The 19,229-nt window shown below is 67.6% G+C and carries 13 protein-coding genes; 3 read left to right on the top strand and 10 right to left on the bottom strand.

What is annotated here, in order from left to right; all coding sequences use genetic code 11:
* Nucleotides 1-21: 21 nt before the first annotated feature.
* The 3 genes from BVIR_RS06545 to BVIR_RS06535 form a co-directional block, all read right to left on the bottom strand.
* Nucleotides 22-2,073 (bottom strand): methyl-accepting chemotaxis protein, encoded by a 2,052-nt coding sequence (locus BVIR_RS06545; RefSeq protein ID WP_055036968.1) that lies wholly within the window; start codon nucleotides 2,071-2,073, stop codon nucleotides 22-24.
* Between the two features lie 386 nt (nucleotides 2,074-2,459).
* Nucleotides 2,460-4,472 carry a HAMP domain-containing methyl-accepting chemotaxis protein gene (locus BVIR_RS06540; RefSeq protein ID WP_055036967.1) on the bottom strand — a complete coding sequence of 671 codons (2,013 nt, stop codon included), beginning with the start codon at nucleotides 4,470-4,472 and terminating at the stop codon, nucleotides 2,460-2,462.
* Between the two features lie 532 nt (nucleotides 4,473-5,004).
* Nucleotides 5,005-6,147 (bottom strand): ISAs1 family transposase, encoded by a 1,143-nt coding sequence (locus BVIR_RS06535; RefSeq protein WP_082416579.1) that lies wholly within the window; start codon nucleotides 6,145-6,147, stop codon nucleotides 5,005-5,007.
* A gap of 161 nt (nucleotides 6,148-6,308) precedes the next feature.
* Here BVIR_RS06535 and BVIR_RS06530 point away from each other — a divergent pair, with 161 nt between their 5' ends.
* Together BVIR_RS06530 and BVIR_RS06525 are read left to right on the top strand one after the other, a co-directional pair.
* A complete protein-coding gene (locus BVIR_RS06530; RefSeq protein WP_055038726.1) occupies nucleotides 6,309-6,563 on the top strand; it encodes a zinc-finger domain-containing protein in 255 nt (84 codons plus the stop codon).
* 189 nt (nucleotides 6,564-6,752) lie between these two features.
* On the top strand, nucleotides 6,753-7,946 hold the full coding sequence (locus BVIR_RS06525) for an FAD-dependent monooxygenase (protein ID WP_055036966.1): 1,194 nt from the start codon (nucleotides 6,753-6,755) through the stop codon (nucleotides 7,944-7,946).
* 1,039 nt (nucleotides 7,947-8,985) lie between these two features.
* Here BVIR_RS06525 and BVIR_RS06520 read toward each other — a convergent pair.
* Nucleotides 8,986-9,459, bottom strand: coding sequence for an Lrp/AsnC family transcriptional regulator (locus tag BVIR_RS06520; RefSeq protein WP_055036965.1), 474 nt, complete (start codon nucleotides 9,457-9,459; stop codon nucleotides 8,986-8,988).
* Nucleotides 9,460-9,752: 293 nt separating this feature from the next.
* On the opposite strand from BVIR_RS06520, the gene BVIR_RS06515 reads away from it, so the two are divergent.
* Complete coding sequence (locus BVIR_RS06515) at nucleotides 9,753-11,210, top strand: cryptochrome/photolyase family protein (protein ID WP_055036964.1); 1,458 nt, start codon at nucleotides 9,753-9,755, stop codon at nucleotides 11,208-11,210.
* A 360-nt stretch (nucleotides 11,211-11,570) separates the two neighbouring features.
* Here the strand turns inward: BVIR_RS06515 and BVIR_RS06510 are convergent, their stop codons facing one another.
* The 6 genes from BVIR_RS06510 to BVIR_RS06485 all read right to left on the bottom strand — a co-directional run bounded on the left by BVIR_RS06510 (nucleotide 11,571) and on the right by BVIR_RS06485 (nucleotide 19,154).
* Nucleotides 11,571-12,263 carry an ABC transporter ATP-binding protein gene (locus BVIR_RS06510; protein ID WP_055036963.1) on the bottom strand — a complete coding sequence of 231 codons (693 nt, stop codon included), beginning with the start codon at nucleotides 12,261-12,263 and terminating at the stop codon, nucleotides 11,571-11,573.
* A 1-nt stretch (nucleotide 12,264) separates the two neighbouring features.
* Nucleotides 12,265-13,488 (bottom strand): lipoprotein-releasing ABC transporter permease subunit, encoded by a 1,224-nt coding sequence (locus tag BVIR_RS06505; protein ID WP_055038725.1) that lies wholly within the window; start codon nucleotides 13,486-13,488, stop codon nucleotides 12,265-12,267.
* A 115-nt stretch (nucleotides 13,489-13,603) separates the two neighbouring features.
* On the bottom strand, nucleotides 13,604-14,926 hold the full coding sequence (proS, locus tag BVIR_RS06500; protein ID WP_055038724.1) for a proline--tRNA ligase: 1,323 nt from the start codon (nucleotides 14,924-14,926) through the stop codon (nucleotides 13,604-13,606).
* A gap of 973 nt (nucleotides 14,927-15,899) precedes the next feature.
* Entirely contained in the window at nucleotides 15,900-16,304 is a 405-nt protein-coding gene (gene mce / locus BVIR_RS06495; RefSeq protein ID WP_055036962.1) for a methylmalonyl-CoA epimerase, read from the bottom strand.
* Nucleotides 16,305-16,373: 69 nt separating this feature from the next.
* A complete protein-coding gene (locus BVIR_RS06490; protein ID WP_055036961.1) occupies nucleotides 16,374-18,044 on the bottom strand; it encodes a ribonuclease J in 1,671 nt (556 codons plus the stop codon).
* A 309-nt stretch (nucleotides 18,045-18,353) separates the two neighbouring features.
* Complete coding sequence (locus BVIR_RS06485; protein WP_055036960.1) at nucleotides 18,354-19,154, bottom strand: biotin--[acetyl-CoA-carboxylase] ligase; 801 nt, start codon at nucleotides 19,152-19,154, stop codon at nucleotides 18,354-18,356.
* Nucleotides 19,155-19,229: the final 75 nt, after the last annotated feature.

The raw sequence follows: 19,229 nt of genomic DNA, 5'->3' as shown, positions 1-19,229 counted from the left end.
ATTGACCAAAGGACGCGGCGCTCACGCCGCCCGCACCGTGGCAATGAAGCGCTCGACCTCGGCCTTGAGCACGCCGGACTGCTGGGCGAGGTTGCCGGCCGCCGCCAGCACCTGAGCGGAGGCCACCGAGGAGTCGGCCGCCGCCTTGGTCACCCCGACGATGTTGCTCGACACCTCCGCCGTGCCGCTCGAGGCCTGCTGGACGTTGCGGGCAATTTCGGTCGTCGCGGCACCCTGCTCCTCCACCGCCGAGGCGATGGTGGTGGCGATCTCGTTCAACTGGCGAATGATCTCGGTGATCTGGCCGATCGCGGTGGCTGATTCCGCGGTCGAGGACTGGATCTCCTCGATCTGCGCCGAGATTTCCGCGGTGGCCTTGGCGGTCTGGTCGGCCAGAGACTTGACCTCCGAGGCCACCACCGCGAAGCCGCGGCCGGCGTCGCCCGCTCGGGCCGCCTCGATGGTAGCGTTGAGCGCCAAGAGGTTGGTCTGGCCGGCGATGGTCGAGATCAGCCCGACGATATCGCCGATCTTCTGCGCCGCCTGCGACAGCCGGGCGACCTTGCTCGCGGTTTCGTCGGCGTCCTTGGCGGCCTCGGCGGCGATGCGGGCGGATTCGTTGACCCGCCGGCCGATCTCCGACACCGACGCCGCCAGCTCCTCCGCCGCCGAGGCCACCGTCTCGACGTTCGACGTCGCCTCCTCCGAGGCGCTCGCCACGGCAACCGAACGCTGGTTGGTCTGGTCGGCCGCCGCCGACATGGTCTGCGCTGCGCCCTGCAACTGGGTCGCCGCGCTCGACACCGCGCCGATGATGCCGCCGACCGCACGCTCGAAGGTGTCGGCCAGCGCCCGCGTCGCCTCGGCCTTCTCGGCTTGAAGGCGGAGGTCGGCGGCCTTCTGCTCGGCTGCCATCTCGTCCATGCGAACCAGATTGTCCTTGAATACCTGTGCGGCACGGGCGGTTTCGCCGACCTCGTCGCCGCGCCCCACGAACGGGATGGTGACGCCACGGTCACCGCCAGCCAGGCGTTCGAGCACGGCGGCAATCTTGCCGATCGGACGCCCGATGGCGAACACGCCGAACACCGCCGAGCCGATCATCACCAGCACCGCCAGCGCGCCGAATGCCAGTGCACTCGTCTGCGCCGCTCCGATGGATGCGGTGACCTTCGCGGTGTTGCCGCTGTTGGCCGCCTCGACCGCGGCCACGGTCTCGGTGATCAGCCGGCCGGCAGTCTCGCGCAGCGGCTGCGCCGCCGCCGCCGCCGCGTTGCGCTGCGCCACCGCGGTCACCGCGGCATCGAGCGCCTGACGGTACCGCGCAACCGTGGCGATCAAGGTCTGCATCGCCTCGCGGACGCTGGGGTCGGTGCCGGCATTCTCCGACATCCGCACCCGCGCCGTCGCCATGTCGAACATGCCGACGATGCGCACGCGCAGCGTGGCATCCTCGGTGGCATACCACCGCCAGAACGCAGCGCGTGCATCGTTGACGCCGCTTTCGACACGGTCGACCGCGCTGGCGAGGTCGGGCGCATCCGCGATCTCGAACGAGTCGCGCGTGTTCGCCAGCGCCTGCATCCAGGTGCGGTCGAGGGTATGGATCGACGCGCCGGCCGCGATGACCGCGCCCTGCGCCGCCACGATCTCCTTGATCTTGCCGGCGTAGCCGTCGACAGCCGGCAATGCCTGGGCGATCCGGTCGCGGTTTTCGGCGCTGTCGGCGTGCTGGGCGAGCACGCCGATCCGCTCGCGCGTCGAGGCCGCCAGCGCGTCGAGTGCGGCGGCGATGGCGTCGACCGCGTCCTTGGTGGTGGCGGTGCGGGCATCGGCGGCGATGACCCGCAGCTGTTCCAGCGCAGTCTGCGACTGCAGCATTCCGACGACGATGGTGCTGCTCTTGTCGAGCGCGCCGGACGCCGCATCGATATCGTCGGTGGCGAACCGCGCGGACAACGACATGGCAACGACCAGGATCACCCCGACGGCCGCGCTGATGCCGAGCTTGGCACCGATCGTCAGCGCCAGCTTCGCCAACGTTGGTTTCGCCGCCCCGATGACCTCGGCCATACCGATCTCCCCGCTATTCGGCGCCCGCATCCCGTCCGTCGCCGACGGCCCGCTCTCCTGATGGCAAAGGCGTCAAAACAAAGCCCTAAGATGTTATCGACAATTGTTAAACGGTAACGGGATCGGCTTAACCGTTCGTCACTGTGCCGCGATCGCCGAGCGTCGGGTTGTTGCGCCGCCGCGCGGTCGTCGCCGCTGATCGTCCGCGCCGCCTGCGGGCGTGCGGATCATTCTCCTCGCATCGACCGCCGCGCCGGCGGTCGCCCCTGGCGCGGGGATGATCCGGGGCGCACGACGGCAAAAAACGCCAACGGCCACGTGCGTTCCCGCACGCGGCCGAAAGCAATGCTCCGTGGGATCCGTGCCCGGTCAGACCGGGCTCCAGATCAGGCTTGGCGTACCGTGCGGAGGAACTGGGCGACCTCGGTCTGCAGGACGCTCGATTGGCTGGCCAGACTGCCGGCCGCCGCCAGCACCTGGCTCGACGCCGCCGAGGAATCCGACGCCGCCCGCGTCACCCCGACGATGTTGCTCGACACCTCGGCGGTGCCGCTCGACGCCTGCTGGACGTTGCGGGCAATCTCGCTGGTGGCGGCACCCTGCTGCTCCACCGCCGAGGCGATGGTGGTGGCGATCTCGTTCATCCGGCGGATGGTTTCCGTGATCTGGCCGATCGCGGTGGCCGATTCCGCCGTCGACGACTGAATCTCCTCGATCTGCGCCGAGATTTCCGCGGTGGCCTTGGCGGTCTGGTCGGCCAGCGACTTGACCTCCGAGGCCACCACCGCAAAGCCGCGGCCGGCATCGCCCGCCCGTGCCGCTTCGATGGTGGCGTTGAGGGCGAGAAGGTTGGTCTGGCCGGCGATGGTCGAGATCAGCCCGACGATGTCGCCGATCTTCTGCGCCGCCTGCGACAGCCGGGCGACTTTGCCGGCAGTGGCGTCGGCATCCTTGGCGGCCTCGGCGGCGATACGGGCGGATTCGCTGACCCGCCGGCCAATCTCCGACACCGACGCCGACAGTTCCTCGGCTGCGGACGCCACGGTCTGGACGTTGGTCGAGGCTTCTTCCGACGCGCTCGCCACCGCCGTCGACTGGCGGTTGGTCTGCTCGGCGGCGGCGGACATGGTCTGCGCCGCACCCTGCAACTGGGTCGCCGCGCTCGACACTGCGCCGATGATGCCGCCGACCGCGCCCTCGAACGAGGCGGCCAGCTGGTGCATCGCCCGCTTCTTCTCGGCGTCGGCGCGGGCCTCCGCCTCCTCGCGCTCGGCTGCCATTTCGTCCATGCGAACCAGATTGTCCTTGAACACCTGGGCGGCGCGAGCGGTCTCGCCGATCTCATCGCCGCGGGCGATGAACGGGATGGCGACGGTCTTGTTTCCTGCCGCGAGCTGTTCGAGCACGCCGGCGATGCGGCGGATCGGGCTGCCGACGCCGACGAAGCCGAACACCGCCGAGCCCGCCATCACCAGCACCGTGAGCGCCCCGAGCACGATGCCGGACGTGCCGGCGCTGCTGACCGCCGCATCGACCTCGCCATTGAGCGCAGCCGCGTGCGAGCTGGCCGCCGCCAGCGCCTCGTCGACCAGTTTCGTCGCCTCGACACGAAGCTTGGCGCTTTTCGAGACCTCCGCCGTCCGCTGGCGGATCGCCGAGCTGACCGCATCGAACGCCGCGCGGTGCCGCTCGGCGAGCCCGGTCAAGGTGGAGACAGCCGCTTCGATCTGCGGCGACGGGTACTTCGCCTGCAATTGGCGCAGTTCGCGAAGCCCAGCGTCGACGCCGGCATGGACCTGGGTCTTAAGCTGTTCGTCGCCGGTGGCGAAGAAGCGCCAGATGCCCGAGCGCGCCTCCGTCACATGGCCGTCGATGCCCTCGACCAGGCCAGACGCATCCGCACCCATGCGAGAGGCGGTCGCCTTCAGCGCGGCGACGTCCTTGAGCCAGGTGTCGACGGTGTCGATGAACGACCGCTGGGTTTGGACGACCTGCCGCTGCAAGGCGACCGCCTCGCGCCATCCGACCAGATAGGCGTTCACCTGGGTGCTGGCCCGCGCCAGCCGGTCGCGGTTGGCGTCCAGCGCGGAGGCGCCCGCGATCATCGCAACCCGCTCCGACAGCAGCGGCGCGAGCTTCTCGAACTCGCCGACCGCAGCGTCGACGCCATCGACACTGGTGGCGATATTGGCCTGATAGAACAGCGCCCTCATATCGCGGAGGTCGATCTTGCTGTCGGACAGCTTGTCGACCAGCCCGGCGGCGCGTTCGAGCGAATTGGTGGCGTCGTCGACCTTTCCCAACGAAATTCGAGACACCACGACGAGGGTGAGCACCAGCGCCATGCCGATGGCGGCACTGACGCCGAGCTTTTGGCCGATCTTGAGATTCACGCGCATAAATACCGGCTCCATCCAAGAATGAGCATTGTCGGCGGCGGACGGCAAACATCCACCTTGAGAACAACTGCACCTGTGCTGCCGACGCCGCCCCCAGCATTACGCAGCGGACGATGTCATAAATTAAATCATTTAATTTTTTTCAAACAACCACACGAACACTTGGATGATGCAGATTATCAACCAGAGGTGGGGCTCTTATACATAAGTTGGCGCCGCTTCTATTTTGATGCAACACACAATCGAACTGACGCGCCACGGGTCCACGTCGAAATAAGCGATAGGTTCGCCTGCCATCCGCAGCCGCGTCGATCCATGCAGAAATGGAGGATTGTCGGGTTCAGCTAAGCAGACCTGTTAGGGTTGCTGTTATGTGACATTTTATTGTCAAACCAAAACTATCAAAGCAAAGCCGCTTTTGCGCACCCGATCGTCACATGCCTCCAGGGACTCCGCGACCTGCGGTACACCACGCGCAAATGCGGCCCGCGCCCGCACGCACGTGCCGGTGGCAGGGCAATCGGGTGAAAAATCACGCTGCCAGGAGACTTGCGAGGAAGTCGTCGTCCCAGGCGGCGACTTTTCGCTTGAGGCGGAGAGAATCCTTGCCCGGGGCCTTGCGGATGAGATTGAGGGCCATGTGCTTGAGGGTGGTGAAATTGGCGGGGGCGTGATCGGTGCGGACGCGGCAGTCGTCATCGCGGAACACCATGTCCATGATCCAATGCAGGCTGTTCTCCACCGCCCAATGGCTGCGGATGACGGGTCCGAGCTGGTCGGCCGGGGACGCCAGCGAGGCGATGTAGAAGCGGGTCTCCTGCTCGCACTTGGCGCCGATCTCGCGCATGCTTTCGACCATGACGACACTGGTCAGGCCGGGCCAATCGTGACGGTCTCGGAGCCAAGCCACGTCGTGCATCACCGTGGTGGTGCGGGTCTCGATGCGGCCGTGATCGCCATCGACGCTGTGATGGCGGCTGATCGCTGTGTCCTTGAAACCATTGGCTTTCTGCTCGGCGGCGAACAGCTCGACGTCCTCTCGCAAGCTGCCCTGGTTGCCTTTCAGGGCCAGCACATAGTCGGCCTTCTGGGCGAGGATTTGCGCGGCGATGGCGCGCTGGCAGCCCATGGCGTCGATGGTGACGATGGCGCCCTCGATCGACAGCAGGGAGAGCAGTTGGGGGATGGCGACGATCTCGTTCGACTTGTCGGCCACCTTGACCTGGCCGAGCACCAGGCGCTGGCGCGCCGCGAAGGCGGACACCATGTGGACCGCCGCCTTGGCGTCCCTCTTAGCCGAGCGGCGCAGCGTCTTGCCGTCGATGGCGATCACGTCTGCGGGCGCCCCGGTCACCGCCGCCACCCAGGCGACGAAGCAACGCTGGAACTGCGCAGCATCGAGGGTGGCGAGGATGTCGCCGAGGTGGTCGTGCGAGGGGGTGCCATGGAGAAACGTGCGGAACCGGCGCAGCAGGTCGAGCTTCGTCTCGCCGAACCTTGCGATGTCGACGAAGGTCTCGGCGCCGGCCAGCACCGCCAGCAGGCACAGCAGCAGCACCTCCTCCAGCGAGTACATCACCTTGCCGCGCTGGCGCGGGTCGGGCATGTCCTTGAAATAGTCCAGGAAAACAAGAGCTTCCCCAAGCGCGGCAAAGTCCGGTTCCGCTGGCTCCATCGCCCATCCTCCGCATCCGAATCGGAGGAACCGACAGATTCAGCACTTCAGGCCTTTGTCACCCCTTTCTTCACCCGATCGCCCTGGTGCCGGTGGCGCGGGTGCTGGCGTGGCGGCGATTCGGCCGCTATGGTTGGATTTTCGAGCTGCAAGGGTCGCGCATGGCTGGCCACATTGTTCCCCATTTCCATAACGGTCCCGGCGTGCCGGTGATCGAGGTCGGCGCCAAGGAATTCATGTGCATCGGCGCGCCGCCGCCCAACGATCACCCCCACGTTTTCCTCGACATGGGCGGCGAGAGCGAGATCATCTGCTCCTATTGCTCGACGCTGTACCGGTTCGATCCGGCGCTGCGCAGCGGCGAGGCGCGGCCGGCGGACTGCGTCTGGCAGTACGCCCCGGCCGATGCGGCGTGATCGCAGGGCTCGCCTGCCGCGCCCGACTCTGATCTGCTGACACCTCCCTGCCTGCCTTTACCCACCCGCGCGCGACAGCGGGTAGCACCTGCGGCCGCCGGCCCTCGCCTCGGGCCTGCAGCTGTGCTGCTGTCGCGCCGCAATCGACGCAGACACAACGTGACACCTTTCACCGATAGACCCCGGGTCATGATCGCCGGCGCCGGCGTCGGCGGACTGGCAGCCGCCGTGGGACTGGCCGACGCCGGCTTTGCCGTTTCGGTGATCGAGCGCGCGCCGCAGGTCACCGAGATCGGCGCCGGCATCCAGCTCACGCCCAACGCGACTGCGGCGCTGGCGCGCCTCGGCCTGCTCGACCGCGTCGCCGCGGTCGCGGTCGAGCCGCGCGCAATGGTGATCCGCAACGGCCGCTCGGGACACGAGATCCTTCGTATGCCGCTGGGCTCGACGGTGGCGCGGCGGTTCGGCCGCCCGTGGCTGGTGGTCCACCGTGCCGATTTGATCGCCGCGCTCGCTGCGGCCGTCGCTGCGACGCCCGCCATCAAGATCACGCTCGGCACCACGGTGGAGGCGTTCGCGCTGAACCCTGAGGGCGTTACCGTCTCGCTCGTGACCGGCCGGGAGCGCCGCGAGGAGACCGCCGCCGCCCTGATCGGCGCCGATGGCCTTTGGTCGATGGTCAGGCGCGGCGCCGGCGACGCGCGGGCCCCGGTCGTCAGCGGACGCACGGCGTGGCGCACCACCATTCCGTCCGAGAGCCTTCCGCCCGAACTTGCCGGGCTCGATTCCGGGCTGTGGCTCGGCCCGGACGCCCATCTCGTGCACTATCCCATCCGCCGCGGCAGCGCCTGCAACATCGTTGCGGTCGTTCGCGACGAGACTGCCGTGACCATCAAGCCGAGCGAGGCTGGCGGCTCGTCCTGGAGCGGCGTCGGCGACCCCGAGGTCCTGATCCGCCGCTTCGAGCGCTGGGCCGCCCCGGCGCGGGCCCTGATCGAGCAGCCCGCGACCTGGCTGACCTGGCGGCTGGCCGACCGTCCGCCGCTGACGGCGTGGGGCCGCGGCGCACAGACCCTGCTCGGCGACGCCGCCCACCCGATGCTGCCGTTCCTCGCCCAGGGCGCGGCGATGGCGATCGAGGATGCCGTGGTGCTGACCCAGGCCATGGCGGCACAGCCCGGCAACTTGCCGGCGGCGCTGCGGGCCTACGAGGCCATCCGCCGGCCCCGCACGGCGCGGGTGCAAAAGGAGGCGCGCATCAACAGCCTCGCGTACCACCTGGCCGGGCCAGCGGCGTTGGCGCGCGACGTGGTGTTGCAGACGCGCGGGCCGGCCGGGCTGCTCAGCCGCTATCGCTGGCTGTACGGCTGGCGTCCGGATTGACCGGATCGGCCGGCGCCAATGCGGATTCATTTTCGCGGCAACGCCCGCGATGCCATTGTATCTGATTGAGAATCTGTGATGCGGAGGTCCTTCACCACGGCGCGGCGAGCTTGATTGCATCCATGGCCGCGCACCGCTTGGTCATCGATAATTTGCGATAACCGCGCCTCATTGTGGTCGTAAACTATTTAGACACCTTTTCGCCTGAACCTTCCGCCCACGTTCCGCGACCAACCGATCAAACCCCGCTTCCGGGCGCGACAATCACGGCGCTCGACCGATAGAGGATTCCCCATGTCCGCCCTGTTTCGTCTGGTGATCGCCGCCGGCCTCACGTTCGAGGCGATCGCTTTGGTTGGCGTATTTCTGGCGGCGGCGTGATCCTCCACCGGCTCGCGGTCGGCCGGTTTCTGCATCCTTGTCGGGCGCCGCGTGGTTTCGCGCGGGCGGCGGCGATGCACATCGCTCTTGAGCCGTCACCTCCCCCCGGCTAGGTACGGCGCGCGGAGGATGAAACGGCGGATTCGTGTCGGCGCCGCCGTCATGCAATAGCATAGCGCCTCGCCAGCCAGCGGGGCGATGCGGACGTGGCGAAATCGGTAGACGCAGCAGACTTTAATTGGAGTGCCCGCGGGGAAACCCGCGCGGTAGAACCGCTCAAAGTCGGGGAACGCTAAGGGGTCGCCTTCGTCGTGAGGGCAGGTCCGAAGCCAATCCCGAGCCAAGCCTGCGAACACGTCCGCGCTCAGGCGCCGGCCGGTTCGAAGGAAGGTGTAGAGACTGGACGGGCGGCGCCTAAAGCTATCCAGCCAGGGCGAAGGGACAGTCCAGACCACGAACGCCGGTCGGCGGCGGCGAAAGCCGAAGTGGTATGAAAATCTGCTTCTCTATGAGAGTACGGGTTCGAGTCCCGTCGTCCGCACCACTGACCAGAGCGTCCGCCAATCTGATTGCAGCTGGCGATCGATCCCTTTGAGTTTTCGCGTTCTCTTTTGCAAGACCAAGACCGGCCGGCAGCTACGCCCCGTTACGGCGTGCCCTACTCGCGCCCGTCCTTCGGCGCGGGCACCGGGAAGGCGGTGGTGGCCTTGATGCGCTCCATGGCGAAGCGCGAGGTGACGTTCTTCAGCGGCACCGTGCCGATCAGGCGCTTGTAGAAGTCATCATAGGCCGCCATGTCCGCCACCACCACGCGCAGCATGTAATCGACGTCGCCGGCCATGCGGTAGAAGTCCATCACCTCGGGCAGCGCCGCGATCGAGGTGGCAAAACGTTCGAGCCAGTCTTTGGAATGGTCGCCGGTTTCGATCGACACGAACACGGTGAGGCCGAGGCCGATCTTCTCCGGCGACACCAGGGCGACGCGGCCGACAATGATTCCGAGCGCTTCAAGCTTCTGAATGCGCTTCCAGCATGGGGTCTGCGACAGGTGCACCCGCTCAGCAATTTCAGCAATTGACTGACTCGCGTCAGCCTGCAGCAAGCCGAGAATCTTGCGATCAGTGGCGTCCATGCTCAACGCACCCAAGGAAATTCTGCCGTGAACACCCACTCCCCAAGAAGAACGTTCCAACGAAAGGCGGGGGTATGGTCAAAATTAGAAAAGAACCCCCACGATTCCGCAAGCTGAAATCCTAGGCATAAACGTGGTTGTGGTTTGCATGTTGCGGTAAATTGCGACAAAGCGCGATGATGTGCGGGCGCCCTCGTCTCCCCCGCGCCGCGGCACAGGCCGTGTTTTCGATGATCCGTGGCTCCGCTCCAGCCGTAGACGAACGAAGTCGTCCTTCCGACCGCGAGCGTCCGATGCCCCACGACCCACCGGCCCAGCCGGACGGCCCCTCCGTCATGTGGTTCCGCACCGACCTCCGCCTCGCCGACAATCCGGCGTTGGCGGTTGCCGCTGAACGGCCGCTGGTCGCGCTTTACGTGCTCGACGACGGCGCGAACGGCGCCCGCCCGCTGGGCGGAGCGGCGCGGTGGTGGCTGGCCCGTTCGCTGCGGGCGCTCGCCGCCGCACTCGCCGCGCAGGGCGTCCCGCTGATCCTGCGTCGCGGCGCGGCGGCTGAGGCCGTGCCGGCGGTGTTGCGCGAGACCGGCGCCGGACTGCTCGCCTTCAATCCCGGCGAGACCCCGATCGACCGTGCTGCCGAGGGCGCCGTCACCGCTGCGGTCGCAAAATCGCTGCCGCATGTCGCGGTGAGCCATGGCGTCCGGCGCTCGGCCCTGATCCACGACCCCGCCAGCGTCGGCGGGCGCGTTTTCACCCCGTTCTGGAAACACATCCGCGCCGCGTTCGTACCGCCGCCGCCGCTGCCGGCGCCCGACCGTCTCGCTGGCGCGGCGGCGGTGCGTAGCGACGCCCTCAACGACTGGGAGCTCGAGCCGACCGCGCCGGATTGGGCCGGCGGCCTGGACGAGTCCTGGGCCCCGGGCGAGGCCGGCGCCGCCAAGCGGCTCGCCGACTTCCTGGACGGAGGACTGACCGGTTATGCCACCCTGCGCGACCGCCCCGACCTCGACCACGTTTCGCGGCTGTCGCCGCATCTGCGGTTTGGCGAGATCACCCCGGCCCAGCTCTGGCACGCGGCGCGGGCGGCGATGGCGAGCGGCCGGGCCACCTCCCTCGATGTCGAGAAGTTCCTGACCGAGCTCGGCTGGCGCGAATTCTCCTACAACCTGCTCAATCAACGCCCGCTCCTCGCCGAAGCCAACATCCAGCCACGCTTCGACGCCTTCCCGTGGCGGCAGGACGAGGCGTCGCTGGCGGCCTGGCAGCGCGGGCTGACCGGCTATCCCATCGTCGACGCCGGCATGCGTCAGCTCTGGCAGACCGGCTGGATGCACAATCGGGTGCGGATGGTCGTCGCCTCCTTCCTGGTCAAGCATCTCTTGCAGGACTGGAGGGCGGGCGAAGCCTGGTTCTGGGACACGCTGGTCGATGCCGATCCGGCCTCGAACCCGGCAAGCTGGCAGTGGGTCGCCGGCTGCGGCGCCGACGCCGCGCCCTATTTCCGCATCTTCAACCCGGTGCTGCAGGGCGAGAAGTTCGACCCCCATGGCGATTATGTCCGGCGCTGGGTGCCGGAGCTGACCGACCTGCCCAACGCCGTGCTGCACAGGCCGTGGACCGCGCCGCCAGGCGTGCTTTCAGCCGCCGGCGTCACGCTCGGCGAGAGCTACCCCGCCCCGCTGGTCGACCACGCTCACGCCCGCGCCCGCGCGTTGGCGGCGTTCCAGACCATCAAGGCCAAGGCGGCGTAGCGATCAGTGCGAGCTTCATCCTGAGGAGCGGCCGAGAGGCCGCGTCTCGAAGGATGAGGCAGAGAGGACGTGAGGGTGTGCGCCGCCCTCATGCTTCGAGACGGCGCTTCGCGCCTCCTCAGCATGAGGGAACCGCACACTCCCTAGCGAGGACGATGTGGCAGATGAGCCTCAGCCCGTCGCCCTCGGCGAGCATGGCGAAGCCATGCGAGGGAAGAGGGTCCAGGGAACGCGATGATTGAGGAAAGAGCCCGCGCGCGATCCCAACCCGCGGCAAATCGGCACTGGCGTGGTCCCTGGGTCCCCTTCCCGACCGCTACGCGGTCGCCGGGGACGACAGGGCGCGGCTCGTGCCCCACTCTACCCCAACGGCTCGATGCGGCCATCGCGCAGCGTGACCTGGCGGTCCATGCGGGCGGCAAGGTCGAGATTGTGGGTGGCGATCAGCGCCGCGAGCCCGGAGGCGCGCACCAGCTGCAGCAGTGCGTTGAAGACGTGGTCGGCAGTGCGCGGGTCGAGGTTGCCGGTCGGCTCGTCCGCCAGCAGCAGCCGCGGCGCGTTGGCCACCGCGCGGGCGATGGCGACACGCTGCTGCTCGCCGCCCGACAGCTCCGCCGGCCGATGGGTCAGCCGCTTTTCCAGCCCGAGATAGGACAACAGCTCGGCGGCACGCCGCCGCGCCTCGGCCTTGGACAGGCCGAGCACCATCTGCGGCAGCATCACGTTCTCGATCGCCGAGAACTCCGGCAGCAGGTGGTGGAACTGGTAGACGAAGCCGATGCGGGTGCGGCGCAGCATGGTGCGCTCGCTGTCGCTGAGACGCGAGGTCGGCCTGCCGCCGATGTCGATCTCGCCGCCGTCGGCATGCTCCAGCAGGCCAGCGATGTGCAACAGCGTCGACTTGCCGGCGCCGGACGGCGCCACCAGTGCCACCGTCTCGCCGGCGGCGAGCGCGATATCGGCGCCGGAGAGGATGTTGAGCGTGGCTTCGCCTTGCCGGTAGCGACGCTCGACACCGGACAACAGAAGAACCGGAGCGGTTTCGCGCATCATCTCACTCGTAGCGCAGCGCTTCGACCGGATCGAGCCGGGCGGCGCGCCAGGATGGATAGAGCGTGGCCAGCACCGACAGCGTCAGCGACATCACCACCACCACGGCGGTCTCGCGGACGTCGAGCTCCGCCGGCAGCCGCGACAGGAAATAGAGTTCCGGCGCAAACAGCTGGGTGTCGGTGAGCCAGGAAATGAAGCGGCGGATCTCCTCGATGTTGAGGCTGACCAGCAGACCGACCAGAAGCCCGGTCAGCGTGCCGACGATGCCGATGGTCGAGCCGGTGATCAGGAACACCCGCATCACCGCGCCTTGCGTCGCCCCCATGGTGCGCAGGATGGCGATGTCGTGGCTCTTGTCCTTCACCAGCATGATCAGGCCCGAGATGATGTTGAGCGCCGCCACCAGCACGATCAGCGTCAGGATCAGAAACATCACGTTGCGCTCGACCTGCAGCGCGCCGAAGAAGGTGGCATTGCGCTGGCGCCAGTCGACCATGAAGATCGGCCGCTCGGCTGCCGCATCGATGACGGCACGGAAGTGCGGCATGCGGTCGGCGTTGTCGGTGTAGACCTCGATGAAATTCACGTCGCTCTTGCGGTTGAAGTAGCTCTGCGCCTCCGCCAGCGGCATGAAGATGAAGATCTGGTCGTATTCCGACATGCCGACTTCGAAGATCGCGGCGACGCGGTAGGACTTCAGCCGCGGCATGGTGCCCATCGGCGTGACCGCGCCGCGCGGCGACACCAGCGTGACCAGGTCGCCAGGGCCGACCGCGAGCTGGTCGGCGAGGCGCTTGCCGATCGCGATGCCCTCGCTCCGCTCGAAGCCGTCGAGCGTGCCGAGCTTGATGTTGCTGGAGACCGACGGCAGCCGTCGCAGATCGCTCTCGCGGATGCCGCGCACCAGCGCGCCGGCGGCGGCGTAAGGACTGGAAGCCAGCGCCTGTCCCTCGACCAGCGGCACCGCCATCTTGACGCCCGGCGCCTTGGCGATGCGCGCGGCGACCTCGGCATAATCGGTCAGCGGCTTGTCGACCGGCTGCACCAGGATGTGGCCGTTGACGCCCAGGATCTTGGCAAGCAGCTCGGTGCGGAAGCCGTTCATCACCGCCATCACGATGATCAGCGTGGCGACGCCGAGCATGATGCCGGTGAATGAGAACCCGGCGATGACCGAGATGAAGCCTTCCTTGCGGCGGGCGCGCAGATAGCGCCCCGCCATCATCCATTCGAACGGCGCAAACGCCCGGGTCCCGCTCGCGCCTTTGCCGGTTGAAGCCTTGCCGGTCGACGCTTTGGTCTGTTTCGCGGCCACAGCCTGTCCCATCCCCTCCCCGTCGTCAGGCGCTGAACCGTTCCAGCGCGTCGGACGGGCTCACCAGTTCGCGCGCGCCGTCGGCGCGGCGCTTGAGTTCGACCTTGCCATCGGCCAGCCCCTTCGGCCCCACCAGGATCTGCCAGGGAATGCCGATCAGGTCGGCCTTGGCGAATTTCGCGCCCGGCCGCTCGTCGGTGTCGTCGTACAGCACGTCGACGCCCTTGGCCTTGAGCGCAGCATAGAGCTGCTCGCAGGCGGCATCCGTGGTGCTGTCGCCGGCCTTGAGGTTGAGTACCGCCACCGTGAACGGCGCCACCGCCTCGGGCCAGATGATGCCGGCATCGTCATGGCCGGCCTCGATCAGCGCCGCGACCAGACGCGACGGCCCGATGCCATAGGAGCCCATGTGCACCGGCCGCTCGACCCCGTCCGGCCCCGCCACCACCGCGTTCATCGCCGCGGAATACTTGGTGCCGAAGTAGAAAATATGGCCGACCTCGATGCCGCGGGCCGACACCCGCCGGTCCTCCGGCACCGCGGCAAAGGCGGCCTCGTCGTGCTTCTCGCTGGTGGCGGCGTAGAGCGAGGTCCAGCGGTCGAACACGCCTTGCAGCCCGGCGACGTCGTCGAAGTCGGTATTCGCCGCCGGCGCCTCGAAGCCGAGGAAATCGCGGTGGCAATAGACCTCGCTCTCGCCGGTCGAGGCGAGGATGATGAATTCGTGGGAGAGGTTGCCGCCGATCGGCCCGGTATCGGCAACCATCGGGATCGCCTTCAGCCCCATGCGAGCGAACGTGCGCAGGTAGGCCACGAACATCCTGTTGTAGGAATGGCGGGCGCCGGCCTGATCGATGTCGAACGAATAGGCGTCCTTCATCAGGAACTCGCGCGAGCGCATGGTGCCGAACCGCGGCCTGATCTCGTCGCGGAACTTCCACTGGACATGGTAGAGGTTGAGCGGCAGCGACTTGTAGGAGCGCACGTAGCTGCGGAAGATCGCGGTGATCATTTCCTCATTGGTCGGCCCGAACAGCATGTCGCGTTCGTGCCGGTCCTTGATGCGCAGCATTTCCTTGCCGTAGTCGTCGTAACGGCCACTCTCGCGCCACAGGTCGGCCGACTGGATGGTCGGCATCTTCAGCTCGATGGCGCCAGCGCGGTCCTGCTCCTCGCGAACGATGCGGCAAACCTTCTCCAGCACGCGGTGGCCCAGCGGCAGCCAAGCATAGATGCCGGCGGCCTGCTGCTGCACCAGGCCGGCACGCAGCATCAGGCGGTGCGAGACGATTTCCGCCTCCTTCGGCGTTTCGCGAAGGATGGGCAGGAAGTAACGGGACAGACGCATGGGAAGGGCTCGCGAGTCGAAGGGCGGCGCGGTCGGGACGCGCGACAGAAACCGGAACACCGGGAAAATACAAGCCCCGACGCGCCGCGCGGAGCCTGACGGACGGACCGGCGCAGCCTGCCCGACCTTTGAGCAGAATGCGCCGAATCCAGGCGATTCCGAGGTGACAGCGGTAAAAACGTTTTGTAATCTAGAATTCCGAGAAGGGGATCGCCTTCAGACGTTGCTGAAGGAGCATTGTGGTCCAAGTCCCGGGAGGAAACTCAAGAGGATAACGGTCGCCGGCAGGCTCTTGCAGGCGAGGCGTTAAACCGAAGCGCCCGAAACGGGCTGCGCGGGCGGGACCAGGTCCCGCCCGTTGGCGTTTCTGGCCGCCCCGTTACCGCCCGGCGTGTCATCGGGAGGAAGCGGGACGAGACCTGAATTCGTTAGCCAAGACGCACATCGTCTGCGGGCTGTGCCGACCCTGCCGGCCGGCATCGGCCAGGGATTATACCCGCGACCTTTAGAGACCGTTTGGACACTCGGACGGCAGGCCGCGTTGTGGCGCGAACTGCCGGACGCCAGGAGGAAAGCGAGACCGATACCGGGGAGTATCGGCGAGCTTTTTGACGCCGCGACCGGCGTTCGCCCCGCAACCCGAAGGGCCAGGCCGGCGCGGCCCCCTCGGAGTTGCCAAACGGTCTCTGAGAGCTGAGGTCGGCCCCATGGTTCGAGACGGCTGCGGAGCCTGTCATCGGGCGCGCCTGCGGCGCGACCCGGTGGCAGCCTCCTCACCATGAGGCCGAGAAAGGTCAGCCTTCATGGCCTCGGTATCACCGCAAATGCCGGCGCCGGAACCGCGATCCGTCACACGGTTTCCGGCCGTTCAAGCCTTCGAGCGACACGCCGGTCTTTCGAAAACCCCGTTACCAGACCGGAATCCGCGACGGGACCGCTTTGGAGATCAGGGCGTGATCTTCCGAAAACCGCGTTACGCCTGCTCCAGCTCGACCAGCGTGCCGAGGAAATCCTTGGGGTGCAGGAACAGCACCGGCTTGCCGTGGGCGCCGATCTTGGGGTCACCGTTGCCCAGCACCCGCGCGCCGGCCGCCTTCAGCTGGTCGCGGGCGGCAAGGATGTCCTCGACCTCGTAGCAGATGTGGTGGATGCCGCCGTCCGGGCTCTTCTCCAGAAACTTGGCGATCGGCGAGTTGTCGCCGAGCGGCTCCAGCAGTTCCACCTTGGTGTTGGGCAGGGTGATGAACACCACGTTCACGCCGTGCTCGGGCTGCGGCAGCACGTCGGAAACCTCGGCGCCGAGGGTGTCGCGGTAGACGGCGGACGCGGCCTTGATGTCCTTGACCGCGATGGCGACGTGATTCAATCGGCCGATCATTTCTTCCTCCCGTGACGGTCCAGGATCATTCGACGGCGACGCTGACGGTTCAGGCGGTCGCCCCGAACCTCATACTTGCACCACCAGCACGCGCACAATCGGCTTCTTGCCCCATGCCTCCGCGACCGTACCGCGCACGCCGCGGATGATCGATTCCTCGACCGCGCGCGGGTCGCGCCGCCGCGCCCGCGGCAGCGTGTCGAAGGTCTCCATCACCGCCTCGTCGACGATCGACACAAAGGTGCGCCCGTCGGTGGCGCGCTCCGGCAGGCCGATCACCTCGCTGCGCGGATCGCCTGCCAGCTCGCCCTTGTCGGAAAGCGCCAGCGCCACCGTGACGATGCCGACGAACGACAGCTTGCGGCGGTCGGCAATGGTGCGCGAGGCATCCTCGATCAGCACCTTGCCGTCCTTGTAGAGCCGCGCTGCCGGCACCTCGTCGACCACCTCGGCCGGCCCCGGCGCCAACCGCACCACGTCGCCATTGCCGCACCGCACCACCTCGGGAACCCCAACCTCCCGCGCCAGCACGGCGTGCTCGTGCATGTGCAGCGCCTCGCCGTGCACCGGCAGCAGAATGCGCGGCCGCACCCAGCGCAGCATGTCGGCCATCTCTTCGCGCCGCGGGTGGCCGGAGACGTGGATCATGTGGGTGCGGTCGGTGATGACCTCGACGCCCTGGCGGATCAGCGCGTTGATGATGCGGCTGATGCCGATCTCGTTGCCGGGAATGGCCCTGGCGGAAAAAACAACCGTGTCGCCCGGCGACAGCGCGATGTCGGGATGCTCGTCGAGCGCGATGCGGGAGAGCGCCGCGCGCGGCTCGCCCTGGCTCCCGGTGATCAGCGCGACCACCTTGTCGCGCGGCAGGTAGCCGTAGGTATCGACCGAGCGGAACGGCGGCACCCCCTCCAGGTAGCCGAGTTCGCGGGCAACCATGGCGACGCGATCCATGGCGCGGCCGACCAACACGACCTCGCGCCCGGCCGCCGCCGCCGCCCGGCCGACCGAAACCATGCGCCCGACATTGGAGGCAAAGGTGGTGACCGCCACCCGCCCCTTTGCCTCGGCGATCACCTTGGCCAGATTGGCGCCGGCGTCGGCCTCTGACGGCGATCGCCCGCCCCGGACGGAATTGGTCGAATCCGCCACCATCGCCAGCACGCCGGCATCGCCCAGCGCGCGAAACCGCGCCTCGTCGGTGGTGGAGCCCGCCACCGGGGTCGGGTCGATCTTCCAGTCGCCGGTGTGAAGCACGGTGCCGAGCGGCGTCTTGATCGCCAGCGCGTGGCTTTCCGGAATCGAGTGGGCGACCGGAATGAAATCGACCTCGAACGGCCCGAGCGAGACGTGGCCGCCGACCGGCAGCACCTTGATCGGGATGTCGGGCGCGCCGGGATCCTGCAGGCGGCGGATGGTGAGGAGCTGGGCGGTAAACGGGGTGGTGTAGACCGGCGCCTGAAGCCGCCGCCACAGCTCGGCGAGCGCGCCGATATGATCCTCGTGACCGTGGGTGATGACGATCCCGAGCAGATTCTTCCGCTCCTCCTCGATGAAGCGGACGTCGGGCAGGATGAGGTCGATGCCCGGCAACAGCTCATTGGCAAAGGCGACACCGCAATCGACCGCCAGCCACTGGCGACGCCGGCCCTGGCCGAAGCCGTAGAGCCCGAAATTCATACCGATTTCGCCGACGCCACCCAGCGGCACGAAAACCAGTTCGGCTTCGCCCTTGGTCATGCCCGGGCCTCCTGCATCCTGAAGCACTTTCCGCAAGGCGATACTCGCCTTGCGACGGAAAATGCGTGAACCAAACCTCATACCAACGGCGGCGGCAGCCGGCCGCTGGTTCCGATCGTAGATTTCCGTGAAATCATTGATTTCAAGGACGAAAATCTGCGAGCTTCAACGGCCCCCTGCGTCCGCAACCAGGGCCGTTGGTACTAGAGCATTTTCCGCACAAGTGGGATCCGGTTGTGCGAAAGAAAATGCGAAATTACAAAGACCTAGAGCTTCATCCGACCTGGTGCGGTCAGGTCGGATGAAGCTCTAGGGCGACCGGTCCGACCTGGTCGGATCGGCCCGTCCAACGAACGGCAGAATCTCACCGGTGCCGATGCGGGTCCGCGAGCCGTCCTGCCGCAGCAAGACCATCGCGCCGTCGCCGTCCAGCGTTTCGAACCGGCCCTCCACCACCTCCGTGCCGGTCCGCACCGTGACCGGCTGGCCGACCCTGCCGGCCCGCTGCAGCCAGTGCGCGCGGGTGGTCGCGAATGCGCTGCCGCCCCGCCACTCGCCAAGGCGAACCGCCATCGCCGCATCCAGCGCCGACAGCAGCACCGCCGGCGCGATGGTGCGCCCGGCGGCCGCGGCAAGATCGATCGCCTGATATGGCGTGTCGTCCGGATGGTGAGCGCAGTTGACGCCAAAGCCGATCACCACCGCCAGCGGCCGCCCGGCCGGCGCCACTTCGCCCTCGACCAAGATGCCGGCGCACTTGGCGCCGTCGAGCATCAGGTCGTTCGGCCATTTCAGCGCCAGCCGCGGCGCCTCCAGCCCACACAGCGCGCCGACCGCGTCATGCAGCGCGAGGCCGGCGACGAAACAGAGCTGCGGGCAGACCTCGGACGGCGCCGGGTCAGTGAGCAGCAAGCTGGCGTAGAGATTGCCGGGCTCCGACGCCCACACCCGTCCGCGCCGGCCGCGGCCACCGGTCTGTCGCCGGGCCGAAATCCACAGCGGCCCGAACTGGCCCTCCCGTGCCCGCGCCAACGCCTCGGTATTGGTGGAGCCAACCTCGTCGAGGGCCAGAACGGGCGTTCCCTCGCCCGGAGACTCACCAAACCCCATCGACGCGACTCATCCTTCGGCAACGCTCGGACCGACAAACTCGAGCGCCTGCCGATCCAGCTGGATCACGCAGTC

Source organism: Blastochloris viridis (assembly GCF_001402875.1).
Taxonomy (GTDB): Bacteria; Pseudomonadota; Alphaproteobacteria; order Rhizobiales; family Xanthobacteraceae; genus Blastochloris; species Blastochloris viridis.
This window is presented reverse-complemented; position numbering and strand designations above follow the sequence as displayed.